Genomic DNA, 20,447 nt, shown 5'->3' on the forward strand with positions numbered 1-20,447 from the left:
TCCGCGCTGTCGCGCGCTTTTGATTCTTTACGTCCACCCAACCGGATCCAAACCGATGAGATTCCTGCGCTCCCTGATCGCGCTCGCAGCCGGCGCTGCCGCCTTCGCCTGTGTCGCCGCGGCCCATGCCGAAGACATCAACCTCGGCATCATCTCGACCGATTCGTCGGCGGTGCTCAAGCAGCGCTGGGAACCGCTGATCGAAGACATGAAGAAGCAGACCGGCCTCAACGTGAAGGCGTTCTTCGCGACCGACTACGCCGGCATCATCGAAGGCATGCGCTTCAACAAGGTGCAGGTCGGCTATTTCGGCAATGCGTCGGCGATCGAAGCCGTCGATCGTTCAAACGGCGAAGTATTTGCCAAGGCGCAACACGCGAACGGCGACAGCGGCTACTACTCGCTGCTCATTACGAACGTGAACAGCCGCTTCAAGACGCTCGACGACGTGTTCAGGAACACGAAGGACGTGACGCTCGGCTTCGGCGACCCGAACTCGACGTCGGGCACGCTGGTGCCGGGCTACTATCTGTTTGCGAAGCACAACGCGCCGGTCAATTCGTCGTTCAGGAGCGTTCTACCGTCGAGCCATGAGGCGAATCTACTGGCGGTCGTCAACAACAAGATCGACATCGCGACCAATAACAGCATGATGATGGAAACGCTCAAGCGCGAGCATCCGGACAAGTTCGCGCAGGTGCGTGTGTTGTGGACCTCGCCGCTGATTCCATCGGACCCGCTCGTATGGCGCAAGGACTTGCCGCAAGCGACGAAGGACAAGCTGCGCCAGTTCTTCCTGAACTACGCGAAGACCGATCCGCACGAAAAGGCGGTGATGGCCCGCATCACCGAATACAGCGGCTTCGAAGCATCGTCGGACCAGCAACTGCTGCCGATTCGCGAGATCGTGCTGTTCCAGCAGAAGCAGAAGATCGAGAGCGATGCGCATCTGTCCGATAGCGATCGCAAGTCGCAACTGGCCGCGCTCGACGCGAAGCTGAATGCGCTCAGCAGCGCCCAGTCAAAGCAATGAACGCGGCCGATCTGGTCACGTCCCCGGCGCAGGCCGAGCAAGCGCAACAGCAAGCCGGCAAGCGCGGCTGGCGGTCGCTGCTCGGCTGGATCGCGGTGCTCGCCGTTCTCGGCGGCGCGTGGCACGGCGCCGACATGCGTCCGCTCGATCTGCTCAGCGACTCCGCGAACATGGGTCAGTTTGCGAAAGATTTTTTTCCGCCCGATTTCACCGAATGGCGCAGCTATGCGCATGAGATGTACGTCACGCTATCGGTCGCGATCTGGGGTACCGCGCTCTCGCTCGTCTGCGCGGTGCCGTGCGGCCTGATGTCCGCGCACAATCTCGCGCCGCAGTGGATCGTGCAACCGATGCGCCGTCTGATGGACGCATGCCGCGCGATCAACGAAATGGTCTTCGCGATGCTGTTCATCGTCGCGGTCGGACTTGGGCCGTTCGCCGGCGTGCTCGCTCTGTGGGTGCATACGACGGGCGTGCTCGCGAAGCTGTTCGCCGAAGCGGTCGAGGCGATCGATCCGCGCCCGGCCGAAGGCGTGCGCGCGACCGGCGCGACGCGCCTAGACGAAATCGTCTATGCGGTGCTGCCGCAGGTGCTGCCGCTGTGGATCTCCTACGCCCTGTATCGCTTCGAGTCGAACGTGCGCTCGGCGATGGTGGTCGGCATGGTCGGCGCAGGCGGCATCGGTGTCGTGCTGTACGAAGCGATCCGATCGTTCAATTATGCGCAGACGGCCGCGGTGATGATCATGGTGATCGTCGTCGTGACGCTGATCGATCTGGCGTCTGCCTGGTTGCGCGAGCGCGTGATCTGACGCCGGCAATCCGGACCGCCGGCGTCGCCCCGCTTGCTTGAGCAAGTCAATCTCACAGACCGGGAATGGAAGAAAGGCAACGGTCCGAGGGCATTTCGCACGAGCAATGTGCGGTAGATCGCAGACGCTCGAACGCGCGTTGAGCCCTGCGAGATGTCACCTGGACGTGTCGAGGCTGCGGGGTGTAAAACTCGGCAAACCGTTATTCATCGGGTCGAAAGGCGCGTTGAGCGAACCGGGCTTGGCCGGTCTGGAAGCGCCATTCATACTCGATGTATTGTGATGCACCGGTGGAAGATAGACGAACTGCCAGTCCGCGTAACTCTGCTGCCCTTCGAAGTTCTCATATTGCTGAGGAAAACGCGCGATCTTGATCGGCACATCGGTCGAACTGCTGTGTAGTCCTCCAATTCGCCCCGCCTGATAGATGAGCACCCAATCGTTCTGGCCGGTGACAGGGTCGGCATAGGCGCGCCGCAGATGATGCAGCGGCACAGGAACACGCGTGTCGTTGAGCAGATCGTCGATCGACGCGGGCAGCGCACGTCCTGCGCGGTAATAGCGCAGTATCGCGAGCCGATATTGATCGCCGACGAACAGCAGTTGCAGCTCGGCTTCGCGTTTGCGCTGAAGCGACCAGACGTCGAGCGCGCCCATCAGCGCAATCGACAGCAGCAGGAGCGCGATCAGCAACGTCAGCATCACGAGACCGCGTTCGCGCGTCGAGCGAATTGCCATCCGTTTCACGCAGCGAATACGTGACCCAGCAATGGTCATCTGCCGTCTCCCACTGCCGCATCCGACGCGCTCGCCTGCGGGCTGCTCGCGGGCACGATGTCATAGACGCCGGGCTTCGTCTCGTCCGGCGAAGCGACCACGGCCCACTTGTCGTCGCCATTCACGGGGTCGAGAGGAATCGAGCGCAGATAGCGACGCGTCACGAGCACGTCGAGCGTCTCAGGATACACGCCGTTATCGCCGTAGTACTTGTCGATCGCATCACGCATCACAGCGAGGTTCTGCGCACGCACCTGTTCCTTGCCCCGGTCGATGCTGTGCATATAGCGCGGCAGCGCGATCGACAGCAGCAATCCGATGATCGCCATCACGACGATCAGTTCGATCAGCGTGAAGCCAGCGCAGCGCTGGCGTGTATGGGCACTTATCATGGCCGCGCTCACTCTGTCCTCACCACAGACGATAAGGAATGCCGTTGATGCCGACGCGATCCGACTTCGACGTCACGTCGAACACGTCTTTGCCCGCCACGTTCGGTCCCGAAGAATCGCTGCTACTGCTGTTGGTCTCGCTGTCGGTGCCGCCGGAATCAGCGTGCGCAGGAGGTTCGCCAAATGCTCGCACGTTCCAGGTGTCTTCGGGCGGCGTGTCGGGATCTCCCGGGAAAAACGGATCGCGCGGCACGCGGCGCAGGAACATCAGCAAGCCACCCTTCGGGTCCTTCGCATTCTTCACGCCGTCCACCAGCACCGTGAGCGACGGCGGATAGCCGGACGCGTCCGCCGCACGGTCGATCAGACCGACGTCGCTGGCTTCCTTGTACGCATCGAGTGCCGTACGGATCTCGCGCAACGCGACGCTCAGTTGCTGTTCTTTCTCGCGCTGCACGATCAACTGGGAAAATGGCACGACGGCGAGCGCCAGAATACCGACGAGCGCCAGCGTGACCACGAGCTCGATCAGCGTAAAGCCGCGCGATGCCGCGTGGCGCGCGTGGCGCATGCGGTCGAAGTCTTGATCGAAGTACGCGAGGCCGAACATGGTCTAGTACCCGCCGTTCTGGACCGGGTGAAGCGGGTTGTCGCTGGACATGTCGCCAGGCGGCATCACGAGGATCGGCGGCGGCGTGGTGGGTGCGGCAGGCGCCGCGGGCTCTGGCGGCGTTGTGGAAACCGCCGCTTGCGCCGCGGGCGCTGCGCTGCTGTTCTGCGCCGCGCCGCCGTTGGCATTGGCATTGGCACTATCGCTGCCTGACGGCGCTTCGGCCGCACCCTGACCGGCGGGCGGCTGAGGGCCGTTCGTGGCAGGCGCCGGCAGCGCGGGCAAGGTCGAATACCGGCCGCCAAATGGCTGGGGCGGCGGCGTCGTGCGCGGCTGCGCGGGCGGCTGGCCGAACGCGCTCTCGGGCGGCGAAGTCGCCGGCCTGCTCTGGGTGCTGCTGTGCGGCGTGGCGGCCGGCGCGCCTTCTGTGGTGCCGCCGCCCACGCTGCCCGGCCTGCGGACCACGGGATGAGGCGTCGTCGGCTCCAGTTCCGCGACGACCGGATCGAGCCGCAACTGGTCCGCGTGGACGTTGACGTCGGTGCCCGACCAGACTTCCTGCGTATCCGCATCGGCGCTCGTCTGCGCACGCACGATATGCGGTGTGATCTGCAGCACGATCTCGGTCTTCACATGATCGTTGTTGTGATTGGAGAACAGCCGTCCGAGCACGGGCAACTGGCCAAGACCCGGCACCTTGTCGGCCGACGCCCGGTCATTATCGGAAATCAACCCGCCGAGAATCTGCGTCTCGCCGTCGCGCAAGCGCAGACTCGTCGACGCGTTGCGGGTGCCGATCTGATACGCCAGCGTCGTCAGTCCGCCCGAGGAACTGCCGCCGGTCTGAATCGTATTGGTGATATTGCTCACTTCGAGGCTCAGCTTCATGCCCACGTCGCCGTCCCGATAGACCTGCGGCTCGATTTCGAGCTTGATGCCGACGTCGAGATACTGCACCGTCTGCGTATAGGACGGCCCGCTCGTGCTCGGCGTGCTCGAACTCGAAATCACCGGCACCTTGTCGCCGATCAGAATGCGCGCCTTTTCCTTGTTGCGCGCGCGTATGCGCGGACTGGCAAGCAGGTTGGCGTCGGTATCGGTCAACTTGAAGTTGGCGGTCGCCGACAGCCCGCTCACGTTCAGCGCGTTGATGGGCAAGTGATGCAGATCGCCCCAGGTACTGGCGGTGGACGGCGTGGACATGGTGAACGAGTTCGGCCATTCGATGCCGAGATCGGTTAGGCGCTCGTGCGACACTTCGAGCACCTGCACTTCCATCATCACCTCGGGCTCGGGAATATCCTGCGCGGCGATCATTTCCTCGGCCACGCGGATCGTATCGGGGGTGCCGCGGATCGTAACGGTATTCGCATGCTCGTCGACCACCACTTCCTTGAGCTTGAGCAGGCTCTTCAACAAGCCCTGGATCTGCTTGGCATCGACATTCGAGAGCTGGAACGTACGCACCTTCAGTTCCTGATACTCCAGTTCCTTTGCCGGCGTGGCCGGGTAGATGAAGAGCGTACTCGCGTTCAGTTGCTTCTTGTCGAGCTGGCTCTGCATCAGGATCATGTCGACGGTGTCCTGCAGCGTCGCGTTCGTGACGAAGATCGTCGTCTTCAGATCGGCGCGCACGTCGCGATCGAAAATCACATTGAGTCCCGTCGTTTTCGACAGCGCTTCGAACACCATGCGCACGTTGGCATCGCGAAACTGCAGCGAGACGGGCGTGTGCATGATCGACGAGGCGGCGACCTTCTCCTCCTTCAGGGCACGCTGCTGATTGCGTTTGTCCTGAATCTCCCGGAGCATCTGCTGCGCGAGCGGGTTGGTCGGATTCTGCACCAACACGCGATGCACCCGTTCTTCAGCGAGCGCATACGAGCCGCGCTGCATCATGCGGTCGGCTTCCTGCAAGGAAGTGAGGTCGCGCCGGTCGCGGTCGAGCCGCGCGCCGATCTTGCGGCCGCGCTCGCTCGTCGGATCGATCTGGTAGGCCCGGATGAGGACCTGAACCGCGAGATCATACTGGTAGCTTGCGATGTACGCTTCCGCTTCGTCGAGCAGCGCATTCATGCGCTCATCGCGATCGCGCAGATAATCGACCTGCAATTGCGCGTTGGTGGGCTCGGTCTGACGCGTAGGTGCCGCGCAACCGCCTAGCGCGAGCACGGCCAATGCGATGTACGCGGCCACGCGCTTCGTGAGCGGCATGTCGGTGGAGCGGCGCCTGCGGGGCGTCGAAGCGCGCGGATCACACCCAGGCGAGCCGCCGCCCCCGACGCGGCACTGATCGTGGCTGCATGCGGTTTTCATTTATTTTCCTTCGCTTCGCATGGAGATGACCTGCCGCTGGTTCAAAGGCAGATAGGTCAGCACGATGTCGGTATCAGAGATCGACTCGACGCGATACTGTCCATCGACGACTTCACCCTGAGACACGATCAGCAACTGATCGCCGCTGCTGAGAAAGACGCGCGGCTTGAGCGCCGAGCCATCCATCTTGCCGAGATACACATAGGGCAACGGCGGTGCGATTGGCGGCGGCGGCGGTTCGGGCGGGGCCTGCACCACCGGGGGCGGCGGCGGCAGCCACGACGACGCGGCAAACGGGTTGTTGCGCGATTCGAGCGACATTGGCTTGCGCAGGGCCGCGAGTTTGTCGCTGGCCGTGTTCGCTTCGTCCGGCGGGTTCGGCGTCCTGGGAGCGCTCGCGCTCGCAGTCTGTGCTGGCTGCTTCGGCCGCTCCACACTCCCATGGTCCGCCGCAGCATCTCGCGCGGCGGAAGCCGGCAGCGCGCTACCCGGACGATTGAGGTTCACCGCCGCCAACGCGGTGGACGTCCAGCGCGAGACATGCCATTGCTTCACCGACAGCGCGATCGTCGCGACCAGGCACAGGCCGAGCACGGTGCGGCGAATGAAAGCGCTTTTCATGGCCGTGCGGACCGATAGACGAGCTCGAAGCGAACCCGCGCATCCAGCACATTGCCGTCGACAGCCGGCCGCTCGACATGAATCTCGCGCAACGCGGCATTCGGTACCGTGTTCAACACCGAGGCAAGGAAGCGGCGGATCGTGCCGTACTGATCCTTGACGGGCAGCAGCATCTGATAGCGCATGTAAGGTCCGCCGGAATCGGCGACCACCAGATAGTCGGCGGAACCGATTGCCAGATCGCTTTCGCGAGCATGCGCGAGGATCACGGCGATATCGTCCGCACTGCGCGCGAAGCGCGGAAACAGTTCGGGCAACGTCTCCAGCATCGCGGCGTCGGGGCGCGGACCAGCGTTGTCGGTCGCGTGGGGCTTCTTCGCGGCATGCGTGGGCCGCGCGTCATTCGAGAGTTCACGTGTCTCGTTGCGCATACGCACCGTGCTGTCCACCATGACGGCGGCCACACACAGCAACAGGACAGCCACGAGGCCGGGCAAACCGAGGCGGCGTGTCAGTTCGAAGCGCAAGGTCACAAGGTGTTCACGCAGCGCGCCGGGATTCATGATCGGCTCCAGACAGCGGTGATCTGAAAGCGCACGGGCGTGCCCGGCACATTCGCTTCGATCTGTTGATCGTTGAGTACCGCCTCGCGCAGCAGCTTGCTCGATTGCAGATAGCGCAGATATGCAATCATCGAGTCGAAGTCCTTCGCCTCTGCCGTGATGCGGACCTGGCTCTGCACCGGGTTCTGGTCGATACCGATCAGCGCGACATCATGCTCCGGATAGTCTTCGACGATCGACAGCAAGTCTTGCCACGGCACGGTCAATTCCCGCAGCACCGCGAGATTTTGCTTTTCGGCGAGCAACGCGGCGGGTGTCGCCTGCACCTTGACAGGATGGGACTTCGAGAGCGAACGGTGGCGTTCTTCGTCAACTCGCGCTTGCATCTGGAGGTTCTCGTCATAGCCTTGCCATAGACGCGCACCGCTGACGAGCACCAGCGTCAGCGCAACGCATAGCAGGACCAGACCGGCCGGTGCGATACGCGGCCGGTTGCGGGCGAAGTCGATATCGAGCGCGCGGCTCATTGCGCGTACTCCAGCAGACGGCGCGCGAAACTCTCACCCGTGTCGTCATCCATCTTGCCAACCGGCGAGGCGAGCGCCGTTACGCTCGCGAAGCGCGCGTTCAGCGGTGCAGGATCGATATCGAAGCCGTACAGGGTGAGCCCGCACTCGTCGCGTCTAACTGTCGTCCCTTCCGCGCAGCGCTCGAGAGCCTGCTCCGCGAGTACGGCGACCTGTTGCGGATCACATGCGTCGCCGGCGAACAGCCGTTGCGCGTCATAACCGACCCAGCCCTTAGGCTCGACCAAGACGGCTTGCATCAGTGCATCCGTGGCGAAGATCAGCATCGCGCTCGCCCGAGGCATCTTGTCGAGCGCGCGATTGAGCATTTCAGGCAGACACAGTTTCAGCGTCCGCACGCCGACGCCGGCCGACGCACCCGCCTCGCGGATGCCGTCCGCCAGCGTACGCGGCAGCGCACTCGCGAAGACCGCGCGGCCGCCGCGCTGCACGCACGCGCGCACCATGACCGCTTCGGCGTCGATACCGTAGGCGTCCGCGAAATGAGCGAGCGCGACCTCGTCAACCTCTCTTGTGCGCAACGAGCGGAAGTCGCCGCGCAGTATCGCGTGATTGCCCCAGAAGTCGTCGAGCACGATATGTGCGCCACGGATGTGCGCAGGCGTTCGCTTTTCAGGTGCCGCCTCGCTGTCCGGCGCTGGGTCCAGCGCGGCTCGCAATCCATTGAACACGCCTGTTTCGGTAAAGCATTGTTCCTCAGGCATCGGCACGCAGAACGGTTCTGACGGGGGCGTGGATTTGCGCATCCAAGTCCAGCGTGACGCACGCGGTCCCACGGCAATCTCGCGCGTACCGATACCGATGTTGATACGCGCGCCCGACGATTCATTCGACCATGGTGACACGATTGATCTCCTCCAGGGTCGTTTCGCCCTGCCGCACAAGCCTGATCGCCGAGCCGCGCAGCGTCTTCATACCCTGACGCATCGCGGCCGCCTTGATCTGCGTGAGCGGTGCGCGTTCCGACAGCAACTGCCGTAACTCGTCGTCCATCCGCAAAGCCTCGGCGATTGCACGACGTCCGCGATAGCCGCTGCCGCGGCATGCGGCACAACCTGTGCCGTGCCGGAACAGATACTCGCCCGCCGTATCGGGATCGATGGCCGAGCGCCGCAAGGTATCAGCGTCGATGGTGTCTTCAGTGACGCAATCGGGACAACACTGCCTCAATAGGCGCTGCGCGACGACACCGTTCAGCGCGGAAACGAAGCTGTACGGATCGACTTCCATATTCGTGAAGCGCCCGATCACGTCGAACACGTTGTTCGCGTGAACGGTGGTGAAGACCTGGTGACCCGTCAATGCGGCTTGTACGGCGATTTGCGCCGTCTCCGGATCGCGGATTTCGCCGACCATGATCTTGTCCGGGTCGTGACGCAAGATCGAGCGAAGCCCGCGCGCGAAGGTCAGCCCCTTCGCCTCGTTGACGGGAATCTGCAGGATGTCGCCCAACTGATACTCGACGGGATCTTCGATGGTCACGATCTTTTCGAGGCCGTCATTGATTTCGGTGAGGATCGCGTAGAGCGTCGTGGTCTTGCCGCTGCCCGTCGGTCCCGTAACGAGCAGCATGCCGTACGGCATCGCGGCGACCGTGCGCATGAAGCGCGCGTCTTCCTGCTGAAAACCCAACGCTTCGAGCGTCAACCCGCCGGACGCCTGCGACAGCTGATACCGGTCGAGAATCCGCAGCACCGCGTCTTCGCCGAACTGGTTGGGCATGATCGACACACGAAAATCGATTTCGCGGCCTGCGTAGACCGCCTTGAAGCGGCCGTCCTGCGGCACGCGCCGCTCGGCAATATCCAGTTCGGAAATGACCTTCACGCGCGACAGCACCTGATCGGCGACGTCGCGCCCTTCGGCGCGCCCCACCACGGTCAGCACGCCGTCCACGCGGCATTTGATCATCAAGCCATTGGCGCGGCATTCGAGGTGAATGTCGCTCGCCATCATCTTGAGCGCGTCGTAGATGGTCGAATTGAGCAGGCGCACGACCGCGCTGTCGTCGTTGCTGATACCTTGCAAGGTGAGCGCGAGCGATGTTGGGTCGCCGGCGTGCTGGCTCGTCTGCTCGAGCGCTAGCGAGTCCATCGCGCGCACGTCTTTTTCGCGCACCGCGAGCCAGGCAGTGATATCGCCGACGCTCGCGAGCGCCCATCGGTAAGGCACCGTGGGCCGCGCGCGCATGCGCTGCTCGATGCTGCCGCGCGTGCGCCGGTCGAGCGGATCGGCGATCACGAACAGCAGGCCACGCTCCTCGTCCGGATCGCGAAAGCAGATGGACAGACGCGCCGCCGCCTCGACGAACGGCACGATCTCGAAGTCCGGCTCCAGACCGTTCAACTGCCGCATCGTGAAGGGCCGCAGGTGAAACTGCGCGGCGAGTTGCGCGAGCACTTCGTCGGGGCCGGCGGGCGTTTGCGCGTACAGGTTTTCGAGCGCGCGTATGCCGGACCCGTGCCGTTCGGCGAGTGCGCGCAGCGCGTCGCGCAGATCGACGCTGTCCGTGCCATCGATGCTTTTCGCCATGCTCCCCGTGTCCATGACACCCTCGCCGGCTATTGAACGCTCGAAGCGATTTCGAAGATCGGCATATACATCAGCACGACGATGCCGCCGATCACGACGCCGATGAAGATCATCATCGCCGGCTCGATCAGCCGTGAGATCAGATCGATTGCGCGCGCGACCTGCGCCTCCTGAAACGCCGCGATCCGGTCGAGCACGGGGCCGAGTCCGCCCGTCTTTTCGGCAACGGTCAACAGCCGATAGGTAATGGCATCTGCAAGCGACACCTGCTGGAACGCATCGGAAATCTTCGCGCCGTTGCGCACCTGGTCGAGCGCGCGGCCAAGGGCAGCCTGATCGGAACGGCCCACGAGGCCCCGGGCAAGATCGAACGCGCGCAGGGCGGGAATGCCGCCGTCGACGAGCATCGCTGTCGTACGATAGAACTGCGATTGACGAAACACGCGAACATACTGGCCGACGCCCGGCAAAGCGAGAATGCGATCGGCGATCCATTCGCGCGCGGACGGGCGGCGCAGCATGATGGCTGCCGCGAGCACCAGCACTGCGAAAGCGACGGCGAGTTCCCGGCCATGCGCGTGAACCATGCCGCCCCACGCGATCAGCCATTGAGAAAGCAGCGGAAGTTCGCGTCCGCTATGCTCGAGCAGTGTCGCGAAGCGCGGGACGACGAAGCCCAACAGAAAGATCACGACTACCGCGCCCACCACGAGCAGGACTGTCGGATAGATCGCGGCCGACACCACGCGGCCGCGCAGCTCATGCAACATCGCGCTGTTGCGCGAATAGCGCGTGAGACTGTCCGCGAGACCGCCCGTCTGCTCGCTCGCTTTCACGCAGGCCACGAGCACGGGTGGAAAGACATCGCTGGCCTGTTCGAGCGCCGCGGACAACGACTGCCCCTCTTCGAGCCGCCGCAACAGTCCGCGATAAACGGCGGCGGAACCCTCGCGCCGCTCGTTGCTCGCGAGGGTACGCAACGCATCGACGACACCGACGCCCGCCGCCAGCAGCGCCGCGAGTTCGCGTGCAAAGAGCTCGACGTTGAACTTGCCGCGTGCGATCGCGGGTGCGCGCAGGCGCATCCGCGCGGCTGCGCGCTCGCCGCGCACCGACACCACGCGCCAGCCGCGTGCTCGCGCGATCGCTGCCGCTGCCGTCGTCGAATCGCTTTCGACGCGCACCGTCTGCACCGATCCATGGGTATCGAAGACACGCAGCACATACTTCACGTCGTTTCTCCTTGCCTGGCTTGCGGTTCCGTTCTCGCAGCGCTCACCACGACGACACGGTCGCGTTCTCGCCCGAACCGCCGGGCTGACCGCCCTTGCCGTACGTGTACAGGTCGTAATCGCCATGCTCGCCGGGCGAGCGGTATTGATAGGGGCGATCCCACGGATCGAGCGGCACGGCCTTCTGCAGATAAGGGCCGCTCCAGTGCGGCGCGTCCTGCGGCTTCGTCATCAGCGCCTGCAAGCCCTCTTCCGTGGTCGGGTACTGGCCGACGTCGAGCCGGTATTGATCGAGAGCCTTGCCGAGCGAATCGATCTGCGCATGGGCGATCTTCGTATTCGACTTGCCAATCTGCTCGAAGTAGCGAGGCGCGACCAGACCAGCCAGCAGTCCGATGATGACCATCACCACCAGCAGTTCGAGCAGCGTAAAGCCGCGTTGGTGTGTGAGCTTCCGTAGACGGGTATCGACGTCGCTGCTGGACGGGGACATGAACCGGATGTCGCTCATGTTGTTGTCCTCCCTGTGGACTGCTGCGCCTTGAACCGCCGCGACGCTAGGTGCATTCTTGTTCACACCGGCATGCCCGCTAAGTAGGGAGACTCGTGCAATCGGATGGGTAAAGACCCTCCAGTTTTTCGGGGCTCAGATGAAGTGCTTCAACCCATCTGTGGCGTCGTCGGGTAACGCGAGCACGCCAAGATCGAGGGCCGCGTGCACGAGTCCCGTCGCATTCGACACGCCGAGCTTGCGCATCAGGCTTGCACGATGTTTTTCAATGGTTTTCGGGCTCAGATGCAACTGCTCGCCTACCTCGCGGTTCGTGCATCCTTCCGCGACGAGGCGCAGCACGGTGCGCTCGCGGCACGTCAGCGAGCTCCAGGTCTGCGTATGCCGCATGTTCGACGCAAGATCGGGTGCTTCGTCGTGCCGCGCGCCGTATGCGTCGAGGGTCGCGTTGCGCTGGCCGAGCATGACGAGCCGCATCGCTTCGACAAGTTCGTCGAACGACGCATCCTTGAGGACATAGCCGTCGACGCCTGCGGCCAGCGCCTTGCGCATATGAAAGTCGCTCGAATGAATGGTCAGGGCGATGATCCGTATCTGCGGAAGATGCCTCTTGATATGCGCGATCGCTTCGACGCCGCTTTTGCCGGGCATCGACAGATCCATCAGGATCAGATCGGGCAGCAGCGTCGCGGCAAGACTGCATGCCGCGATGCCGTCGCCCGCCTCGCCCGCCACGCTATAGAGCGGCAGCGCGCGCACCATTGAACAGAGGCCACCGCGCAGCAGCGGCTGATCGTCGACGATCAGCACCCGGTGGATCTTCGCCACTTTGCCAGCTCCGCGCGCTGCGTTCACGATCCGTTGCGGGCGACGACTTCGTGATACGCGCTGAGCAGTTCGCCAGGTGTCGCGGGACCGTCCAGACGCAGCCACGGCTTGCCCGGCGCGGCGCGCAGGAATGCGACGGCAGTGTGATTCATCTTGTCGCCGCGATAGACGTTGAATGCGCGCTGCGCGGCGATGCTCGCATCGACGGTGCCGGTGTAGTACTGCCATTGCGGGCCTGCGCCGAAGCGTTCCGCATAGGCTCTCAAACGGGCGGGCGTGTCCTGTTCCGGATCGATCGAGATCGACACGAAATGCACCTTGTCGCGCTCGCTGCCCAGTTCTTCCTGCAACTGTTCGAAGGTTTGGCTGACCATCGGGCAGATCGTCGTGCACGACGTGTAGATGAACGTCAGGACGACGGGGCGGCCATCGTTCAGTTCATCCACGAGCGAAACGGACTTGCCGTCGGCGCGCACGAGCGTCACCGGCGGCAACGTGTAGTCGGCTGTGGTGCGGGTCGTGCCCGGCGCCATGTTGTGATGATGCGCGTGCATGTCCTGCTCGCCGGACATGGAGTGGAGTTTGTCCGAGGTGTCCTCGGCGCCGATGTCCTGAGCCGGCTTCGCGTCGTGCGCAGCGGCTGCGTCGCGGGTTGGCGGCGTCGACATGTCGTCCATCGGCATATTCATTTGCATCGCGTGGGCGTTTTGTGCTGTCGCGTCGGCCGCGAGCATCGGTTCCGCCCCGGCGCTCAGCGCCGTTCGGGCGGTCAGTCCCGCGCCCGTCAGGATAAGCGCAGCAACGACGAGCTTTGGAGTTTTCATCGCGACCTCCTCATGACGCAACAGGCTGCGGCCTGGCACGGCCCGCCTCTCGCCTTTGCTCACCCAGTCTCGTCAATCGCGTCCAAGGTGTCACTGGATGAAGCCCCCCAAAGCACGGTAGGACACCTCCACCTACGTGATGCCCCGCCGTTCGCAGTACGAGTGTTCCCCGTGCGTAATGCTGCATATGCCCCGTTGTGGCGCACCCATGTCGCGGCTTACAATCCGCCAAAGGCTTGGGAATTTCGCGGCTCAACCAGTCTGGAGCACCCATGCATGCCATTCCGCCGCCTGAACCACCTCTGAGGCTGCGCGATCTCATCGACGCAATGCGCAAGCTGGGCCACGCGGTACGGCAACTGCAGCCGCCGGCCCACGTCAGTGACGCACGCGGCGCGGCGCTTGCAGTGACGACGTGCGAGGGTGCCATCGTCAGTGTGAATCGCAGCGCCGCGGGGCTGCTCGGCTATGCGAGCGCGGATCTCGTCGGCAAACAACTGGCCGACTTCGCACATGATGAAGACCGCGCTGCCTTCGAAAAGCCCCTATGCAGCGGCACTGACGATGCGTTCCGTTCGTTCGATGTAATGCTCGCCGGCAGGACCGGCCGTCGCATGTCGTTTCACGTGTATCAGCAGACCTTCGCATCGGGCGACCCAGGCAGACGACTGCGACTGATGCTGTTTGTCGAGCCTGTTGTAGGGACCGCTGCGGAACTTGCGCCAGCGGCTGCCCATACGGAATTGCATGAAGATGCCCAACACCGGCGAGCGGCCTGGCTGAGCATGGGCCAGCAGCGTGAACGCCAGCGCCTGGCCGCTGAACTTCACGATGGCATGGGCCAGGCACTCACGTTGATCAAACTGATGGTCGAAGATGCGCGCATGCGCTTGCGTCGCGGCCAAGCCGACGACGCCGCGCAACTGCTCGATGCGACCGTTCTGCAGATCCGCGACACGATCGGCGAGATGCGGCAGATCTGCGGAGAATTGCGGCCGCTCGCGCTGCAAAGGCTTGGGCTGCCCGCCGCGTTGAGCACGCTGTGCAGGCGTGTGGAGCAAAGCAGTGAACGGTTGCGGGTCGTATTCGCTTGCGGCATCAACGACGGGAACATCCCCGATCACCTGAAAGCGGACATCTTTCGGGTCGTGCAGGAAGCGCTCAATAACATCGTCAGCCATGCGGCTGCGTCGGAGATTCACGTCGAACTGCAAGGCGATGCAACGACGCTGCTGCTGTCGATTCGCGATGACGGAAGCGGGTATGACATGCATCCGCTCACTGGCGGCGCTGCCCACTCGAACGGGCTCGGCCTGATCGGCATGCAAAATCGCGTCGAAGCACACGGCGGTGCGTTCACGGTCAGCTCGCGCAGCGAAGGCGGCACTGAAGTCGCGGCCAGTTGGCGCCTCTAGTTCCCGTCATTGTTCGTCCTCCACTAGCCCGCCTTGGTACTGCTCAAACGCGGCAGTTCATCGTTGTGGACCTCGCCTGAATCGCCTTGCATCTGAACACCGGCAACCGGCAAGTGCGGCAGTTTGCCGTCGCTCTCCGACTCCGCGCATTTCGAAGCCAGCGTCGTCAGCAATCCCATGCTGATCGCCGCAAGCACCAGTTCCGTGACGTTCTCGATTGCGAGCTTGTGCATCACGCGCGCGCGGTACTTTTCGATCGTCTTCGGGCTCAGGTTCAGATACTGCCCAACCTGCCGATTGGTGCGCCCTTCCGCGATCAGCTTCAACACGCTGCGCTCGCGTGCGGTCAACACGCTCCATGCTTTCTTCGGCGCGGTGGTCTCGTGCCCCGTGACGAACGGCTCAACCATGAAGCCGTAGACGTCCGCGCTCAGATGTTTCTTGCCCAGCATGACCGTGCGCATCGCGAAGAGCAGTTCGTCGAACGACACATCTTTCAGCACATACCCGTCGACGCCCGCACGCAACGCTTCGCGCACGTAATCCTCGCTCTGATGCACGGTCAACGCGATGACGCGCACGAGCGGCGTGCGCCGTTTGATGGCCACCGTTGCGTCGATGCCGTTCATGCCTCGCATCGACAGGTCCATCAGGATCAAATCGGGTGCTAGAGACATCGCCATCTGACATGCCTCCTTGCCATCGCGCGCTTCGCCCACCACCTCGTAGTCGTTTTGCGCCGAGAGCATCGAACGCAACCCGTTGCGCAGCAGGTCGTGATCATCGGCGATGATCACCCGGTATTTGATGTTCACGATCGGCTCCTCGTTCGCGAAGTGGTGTGCGCCCGTTCATCAGCAGGCGCAAAATTCTTCTTTTCTCGATTATTACTTTCGACCTAATTTCTTTAATATTCCAATTTGCTGACATTACCCGGAAATCCCAGCCCAACACGCGTTTGCGTGCGAACAAGCAAAGATCTTGCCAATTGGTCAAACCCAACGTCCGTACCCAATCGCTCAAAAATCGTTGGTGATCGGTAAAAAGTGCATGTCTAAATGTTTCATTCTCGATCAATTTATTACCGCCCTCTCGCACGGTAATAATTTTGGAGAATTTGGTTCTACGCAGAAATCGGTTTTAGGGGGCGATTCTCACTCCGGCAGCGTCATTTCTGATGGTTCCGCTTCGTCGCCCGTAGCCGGACCATTGGGGGAGCAACGACGCGAGGCTGCGCGGCTGTAACATTTCTGTACATTGGGTGAACGCCCGCCGTGCGCGCCCCTGAAAATGGGGAACCCGCCCCATTGCTTCCCGCTAGCCGCCACACCACAATCAATGGCACCAGTGGAGATCCAGCATGCGCGGGCATCCAGCGAGACGACCGGCTCACTCACTATCCGCGTCATCGCTCGTACCCGGGATCGTTCTCAGCGTGGCCTTCGCGCAGCCCGCGTGGGCCGATATCTTCGGCCAGGTTGATAGCTCGGGCGCGGTCGTGCTGACCGACACGCCAGGCAAGCCGGGGATGTCCGTCATCGTCGCCGCGCCGCCGTCTGCTTCGCCCGGCCGCGCGAAGCAATCCGGCACGGCGCCGTCCGCACATGCCGATGCCGCCCGGTACCGGAACGTCATCGCGGAGGCGAGCCGGGCCTTCCACCTGCAACCCGAACTCCTGCACGCCGTCATCGACGTGGAATCGCGCTACAACCCGAATGCCGTCTCCGACAAAGGCGCCTTGGGTCTCATGCAGTTGATGCCCGACACCGCGCGCCGTTTCTCGAATGGCGACATGTTCAATCCGCGCGAGAACGTGCTGGCGGGCGCGCGTTATCTCCGCTTTCTGCTCGATCTGTTTCAGGACGATATGGAACTGGCGCTCGCCGCGTACAACGCCGGTGAGAACGCTGTGATTCGCGCGGGGTACCACATTCCTTCGATTCCCGAGACGCGCTCATACGTGCCGCGCGTGCTCGAAAAATACCGGCAACTGCTGCCTGCGAACAGTTGATTACGTTGCTTCGATTACGGCACGATCCAGTCGCTATCCGCAACGACGCGCATCCGGTCGGGCTCCGCGAAACGCACGATGTAGCCGCCCTTCGACGCGAAACGCTGACCCGGCGCCAGCGTGAGGCGTGGATAGTAGCCGGTGAGAATGCGGTGCTCGAGCATGTCGTCGATACGCTCGACCAGATAGTCGCGCACGAACGCATCGACCATATGACTGAGGGTCTCCGCCAGCAGTCCGCAGGCGAGATAGGTATCGGCCTGCACACGTTCATCGAGGACAGGAATATGGCGTATCGCGAACCAGCCGAACGCATAGTCGAGGCGCACGCGCCGTCCTTGAGGCAGATCGATGGGATAGGCGAGGCGCGCGCTGTCGCGCCATCGAGCGGGCATCGGCGCACGATCGAGCCCGCCCATGAGCCCGGATACATACACCGTCGCCGATCCGGGAGGCGCGTCGCCGAGTGTGGCAAGGTCCGGCGGCCGCAGCCACAGCACGATTGCATCTTCATGTGATGCGCCACGCAGCGCCGTGGCGACATGCGCGCTCGCCGGCAACGCGCGGTTCCGGACCTCGATGCGGCTCCTGCTCAAATCCGCGGCGAGCGCTTGCGCCGCCGCTTCGCCGCTGTCACCCGCGCGATACACCTGCACCACCCTCCTGACCGGCTGCCCCGAGCCAGCCGGCTCCTGTAGCCGCTTTGCGATCAGCGCTGCTTCAAGCAACACCCCACGCGAGAAATACATCGAGTACACATCGTGCTCGCCTTCGACTGGCACTTCCACATTCGGAAACAGACACGGCACCTGTTCGTGTTCGCAGAAGTCATGCACCGGAGCCCAGTTCCGTCCACCCAGGCCCGACAGCACCGCGAACACTGGCTGTTGCGCAAGCTGCTGCTTCAACTGCGCTTCCCATGTATCCGGCGCGCCGTGCAGCTCCCACACATGCAGTTCCCAGCGCCGGTTGACCATGAACATCATCTTGCGCGACGAGCGCAGCGCGGGCGTCGCGCCGAGCGGCGCGGCATTCTTGTCGGCGAAGTAGTGATTGAGCACATCGAGCATGCCCTGCTTCCTGACGGGATCGGCATCGGGCGTGATGATCGTCGCGAAGTGCAGCACCGTATCGGTGACCCCAGGCGCCCGGCGTTGGTCGAGCGTCTTCAGATACGCGACGAGTGCCTGCATATCCGCGTCGTTGAGCGCGAACTGCGGCATCAGATAGTCGAGTGGTCTGCCTTCGGAATCGAGACCTTCGCGAATCGCGCGCGCGAGCGTCGCCTCCGTATAGGGCTCGCGATTCGTCCGCATGCCGTCGACGAACGGCACCGTGACTTCGTCGGGGCTCTGCGCGCGCGGAAGAAAGAGATACTGCGCAGCGATAGGCGGAATTGTCGTGTTGCCTTCCTTCGAGCCGAGGCCGCTGCGCCTATGGCAGTTCATGCAGGCGGCCGCGGCGCCCTTCATTGCAAGCTGGCCCTGATGCGTGGCTTCGACAGGGCGGCCATCTCCTGCGATGCCATTGCGGAAGATCGCTTCGCCGACTTCGACGGGCGGCGCACCGCGCGCGCACTGCGCGGCGGCAAACAACGCGCAGCACAGCGCGCCTGTCCACATGATCCGCACGGCCAAAATATAGGCCCATGCATGGAACCGGTCCTTCATCATGATCAGGGCATCTGCCGGAATGCGGAACGCGGCGGCGGCGCCCCCTCCACGCCCACCGTCACCGATCCACGCCGCCCCGCTATCGCGGGCTTGACGAACATGCCGTCGTTGAACGGCGGATTGATCGACACCCTGTCGATCACGAGCTTGTCCTTCTTCGGCATACCCACGACACCGCTTTCGATCGTGTACGGCAGCTTCAGGCCGTCCACGTCGCGGAAGTCGCGGTAGCTCACTTCGACCGTCACCGGCTTGCCCGTCAGACTCGGCGCTTCACGGTCGTACTTGACGTCGAGGAACGATTGGGCATCGACCCACACATGACGATGCGCGCCCGAAGGCAAGGTCACGAGCAGCCGGTACGCCTTTCTGTCGTCGATCACGTCATTGCCGTCGAGCGACACCGCTATGCCCTTCGCGGCGTGATCGAGCAGCGGCCCGTCGATCACCTGCTCTTCGCTTGCATAGCGCACCTCCGCGGGCGAATAGGCCTGCACGTCCGGCATGCCGCCCGAAGATGGCCGAATTTTCCAGCCCTCCTTGCCGTCGAACATGCGCAGAACGCGCTGGTTCATCGCGGTCATTTCGAAGCGCGTGCTGCTGGGGCGCTTGAGCGCGAGCACGAAAGGCACGCTCGGGGTCGGCGCATTGGCGCTGTCGATGTGTCCCGCCCACATCATCGCCTGGACCTTGCGCCATGCGTCGTCGCCGCCGCGCGCGGCTGCGTTCCTCGCGACGATTTCGTCCACCGTGAGCGTCTGCTCGGCGGCAGGCATCTGCATCCACGCAACCGCCAGCGCAGACGCACAGCCCGCCAGTAACCATGGTCTGATGCGTTTCATGATCGTCACCTCATCGAGCGCAGGAGCGTCATTTCGCGGCGACCCTGGCCGCCGGCGCGTGGGGTTGCGTTTGCGGTTGCGCGGGCAACTGCGGTTTCGCGAAGAGCGCATCGTCGGCAGGCTGATTCACGGTGACGTGCTGGATCGTCATCTGATGCGTCTGCTTCACGCCCGCAACCGTGGTTTCGAGCACGTGCGGGATCATCAGACCGTCCTCGCGCCGGTAGTCGCGGTAGTACACGGCGACGTCATGCATGCGGCCATCGAGCTTGCGCGGGTCGCCCTCGACCTTCAATTCCAGAAAGCTCGATGCGTCGATCCACACCTGCCGTTGCACGTGATCCTTCGTGGTCAGCAGAAGCCTGTACGCACGGTGGCCCTCGATGGTATCCGTCCCCTGCAACTCCACCTGACTGCCCTTGGCCGCATAGTCGATCAGCGGTCCGTCGAGGTCAGCCGTTTGCGCCGCCGATTTCGCTTCGACCGGCGTATAAGGCTCGGCTTCATTGCGTCCAAGGAAGGGCCGCACCTTCCAACCCTGAGTGCCGTCATACGCCTGGTACGCGATCTGGTTGTCGAAATTCACTTCGAAGCGGCTCTTGTGCGGCCGCTTCATCGTCATGATGAACGGCAGCTTGACGGGCTTCGTGCCTCCCACGTCGATCTGTCCGCTCAGCGACAGCGTATTGACGGCGCGCCACGCCTGCAAGCCGCCGCGCGCCGCGACATTGCGCTCGACGATCTGTGCCGCGCTCATGCCGCCGCCTGATGCAGCCAGCGCACCCAGCGAAGCGAAGCCCGCGGCCACCGCGGCCGACATCGAAATTGCGCTCAGTAATCCCCGGGTCATGTCGATCTCCTCTGTGTG

General features: G+C 63.4%; 21 protein-coding genes. 4 read left to right on the forward strand and 17 right to left on the reverse strand.

The annotated features are described in order from the left end of the window. Positions 1 to 55 precede the first annotated feature (55 nt). Both phnD and phnE read left to right on the forward strand, forming a co-directional pair. Positions 56 to 1,033: a phosphonate ABC transporter substrate-binding protein gene (gene phnD, locus LJ655_RS02310; RefSeq protein WP_230559637.1), complete on the forward strand. Its 978-nt coding sequence runs from the start codon at positions 56 to 58 to the stop codon at positions 1,031 to 1,033. Next, positions 1,030 to 1,845 carry a phosphonate ABC transporter, permease protein PhnE gene (gene phnE, locus LJ655_RS02315; protein WP_230559638.1) on the forward strand — a complete coding sequence of 272 codons (816 nt, stop codon included), beginning with the start codon at positions 1,030 to 1,032 and terminating at the stop codon, positions 1,843 to 1,845. The genes phnD and phnE overlap by 4 nt, the downstream gene beginning before the upstream one ends. A gap of 156 nt (positions 1,846 to 2,001) precedes the next feature. Here the strand turns inward: phnE and LJ655_RS02320 are convergent, their stop codons facing one another. The 13 genes from LJ655_RS02320 to LJ655_RS02380 form a co-directional block, all read right to left on the reverse strand. Beyond that, positions 2,002 to 2,622: a type II secretion system protein gene (locus tag LJ655_RS02320; protein ID WP_230559639.1), complete on the reverse strand. Its 621-nt coding sequence runs from the start codon at positions 2,620 to 2,622 to the stop codon at positions 2,002 to 2,004. Continuing rightward, positions 2,619 to 3,014: a type II secretion system protein gene (locus tag LJ655_RS02325; protein ID WP_230559640.1), complete on the reverse strand. Its 396-nt coding sequence runs from the start codon at positions 3,012 to 3,014 to the stop codon at positions 2,619 to 2,621. Before LJ655_RS02325 ends, LJ655_RS02320 begins: the two co-directional genes overlap by 4 nt. A gap of 19 nt (positions 3,015 to 3,033) precedes the next feature. After that, a complete protein-coding gene (locus LJ655_RS02330; protein ID WP_425605760.1) occupies positions 3,034 to 3,624 on the reverse strand; it encodes a type II secretion system protein in 591 nt (196 codons plus the stop codon). A gap of 3 nt (positions 3,625 to 3,627) precedes the next feature. Continuing rightward, a complete protein-coding gene (locus LJ655_RS02335; RefSeq protein ID WP_230559817.1) occupies positions 3,628 to 5,838 on the reverse strand; it encodes a secretin N-terminal domain-containing protein in 2,211 nt (736 codons plus the stop codon). A gap of 102 nt (positions 5,839 to 5,940) precedes the next feature. Further along, positions 5,941 to 6,561: a hypothetical protein gene (locus LJ655_RS02340; protein WP_230559641.1), complete on the reverse strand. Its 621-nt coding sequence runs from the start codon at positions 6,559 to 6,561 to the stop codon at positions 5,941 to 5,943. Then, positions 6,558 to 7,124, reverse strand: a complete 567-nt coding sequence (locus tag LJ655_RS02345; RefSeq protein ID WP_230559642.1) for a hypothetical protein — start codon at positions 7,122 to 7,124, stop codon at positions 6,558 to 6,560. Before LJ655_RS02345 ends, LJ655_RS02340 begins: the two co-directional genes overlap by 4 nt. Continuing rightward, positions 7,121 to 7,651 (reverse strand): PilN domain-containing protein, encoded by a 531-nt coding sequence (locus LJ655_RS02350; RefSeq protein ID WP_230559643.1) that lies wholly within the window; start codon positions 7,649 to 7,651, stop codon positions 7,121 to 7,123. The genes LJ655_RS02345 and LJ655_RS02350 overlap by 4 nt, the downstream gene beginning before the upstream one ends. Continuing rightward, positions 7,648 to 8,556: a hypothetical protein gene (locus LJ655_RS02355; RefSeq protein ID WP_230559644.1), complete on the reverse strand. Its 909-nt coding sequence runs from the start codon at positions 8,554 to 8,556 to the stop codon at positions 7,648 to 7,650. The genes LJ655_RS02350 and LJ655_RS02355 overlap by 4 nt, the downstream gene beginning before the upstream one ends. Then, complete coding sequence (locus LJ655_RS02360; protein WP_230559645.1) at positions 8,537 to 10,258, reverse strand: GspE/PulE family protein; 1,722 nt, start codon at positions 10,256 to 10,258, stop codon at positions 8,537 to 8,539. The genes LJ655_RS02355 and LJ655_RS02360 overlap by 20 nt, the downstream gene beginning before the upstream one ends. Before the next feature lie 14 nt (positions 10,259 to 10,272). Then, positions 10,273 to 11,475, reverse strand: a complete 1,203-nt coding sequence (locus LJ655_RS02365) for a type II secretion system F family protein (RefSeq protein WP_230559646.1) — start codon at positions 11,473 to 11,475, stop codon at positions 10,273 to 10,275. A 43-nt stretch (positions 11,476 to 11,518) separates the two neighbouring features. Further along, the gene (gspG, locus tag LJ655_RS02370) at positions 11,519 to 11,968 is read right to left on the reverse strand and encodes a type II secretion system major pseudopilin GspG (protein ID WP_230559818.1); all 450 of its coding nucleotides are present in this window, start codon (positions 11,966 to 11,968) and stop codon (positions 11,519 to 11,521) included. A gap of 153 nt (positions 11,969 to 12,121) precedes the next feature. Beyond that, the gene (locus LJ655_RS02375; RefSeq protein WP_230559647.1) at positions 12,122 to 12,814 is read right to left on the reverse strand and encodes a response regulator; all 693 of its coding nucleotides are present in this window, start codon (positions 12,812 to 12,814) and stop codon (positions 12,122 to 12,124) included. 23 nt (positions 12,815 to 12,837) lie between these two features. Continuing rightward, positions 12,838 to 13,638: an SCO family protein gene (locus LJ655_RS02380; RefSeq protein ID WP_230559648.1), complete on the reverse strand. Its 801-nt coding sequence runs from the start codon at positions 13,636 to 13,638 to the stop codon at positions 12,838 to 12,840. 272 nt (positions 13,639 to 13,910) lie between these two features. On the opposite strand from LJ655_RS02380, the gene LJ655_RS02385 reads away from it, so the two are divergent. After that, positions 13,911 to 15,053 carry a sensor histidine kinase gene (locus tag LJ655_RS02385; RefSeq protein ID WP_230559649.1) on the forward strand — a complete coding sequence of 381 codons (1,143 nt, stop codon included), beginning with the start codon at positions 13,911 to 13,913 and terminating at the stop codon, positions 15,051 to 15,053. A gap of 23 nt (positions 15,054 to 15,076) precedes the next feature. Here LJ655_RS02385 and LJ655_RS02390 read toward each other — a convergent pair whose 3' ends face one another. After that, positions 15,077 to 15,868, reverse strand: coding sequence for a response regulator (locus LJ655_RS02390; RefSeq protein WP_230559650.1), 792 nt, complete (start codon positions 15,866 to 15,868; stop codon positions 15,077 to 15,079). 545 nt (positions 15,869 to 16,413) lie between these two features. On the opposite strand from LJ655_RS02390, the gene LJ655_RS02395 reads away from it, so the two are divergent. Further along, positions 16,414 to 17,064 (forward strand): lytic transglycosylase domain-containing protein, encoded by a 651-nt coding sequence (locus LJ655_RS02395; RefSeq protein ID WP_230559651.1) that lies wholly within the window; start codon positions 16,414 to 16,416, stop codon positions 17,062 to 17,064. A 14-nt stretch (positions 17,065 to 17,078) separates the two neighbouring features. On the opposite strand, the gene LJ655_RS02400 is transcribed toward LJ655_RS02395, so the two are convergent. Genes LJ655_RS02400 through LJ655_RS02410 form a run of 3 tightly spaced genes read right to left on the reverse strand, consistent with a single transcriptional unit; the run spans position 17,079 to position 20,429 of the window. Next, positions 17,079 to 18,686, reverse strand: coding sequence for a c-type cytochrome (locus LJ655_RS02400; RefSeq protein ID WP_230559819.1), 1,608 nt, complete (start codon positions 18,684 to 18,686; stop codon positions 17,079 to 17,081). Between the two features lie 53 nt (positions 18,687 to 18,739). Then, positions 18,740 to 19,579, reverse strand: a complete 840-nt coding sequence (locus tag LJ655_RS02405) for a LolA-like protein (protein ID WP_230559652.1) — start codon at positions 19,577 to 19,579, stop codon at positions 18,740 to 18,742. Between the two features lie 28 nt (positions 19,580 to 19,607). Continuing rightward, entirely contained in the window at positions 19,608 to 20,429 is an 822-nt protein-coding gene (locus LJ655_RS02410) for a LolA-like protein (RefSeq protein ID WP_230559653.1), read from the reverse strand. Positions 20,430 to 20,447: the final 18 nt, after the last annotated feature.

It is taken from the genome of Paraburkholderia translucens (genome assembly GCF_020881035.1).
Classification (GTDB): domain Bacteria; phylum Pseudomonadota; class Gammaproteobacteria; order Burkholderiales; family Burkholderiaceae; genus Paraburkholderia; species Paraburkholderia translucens.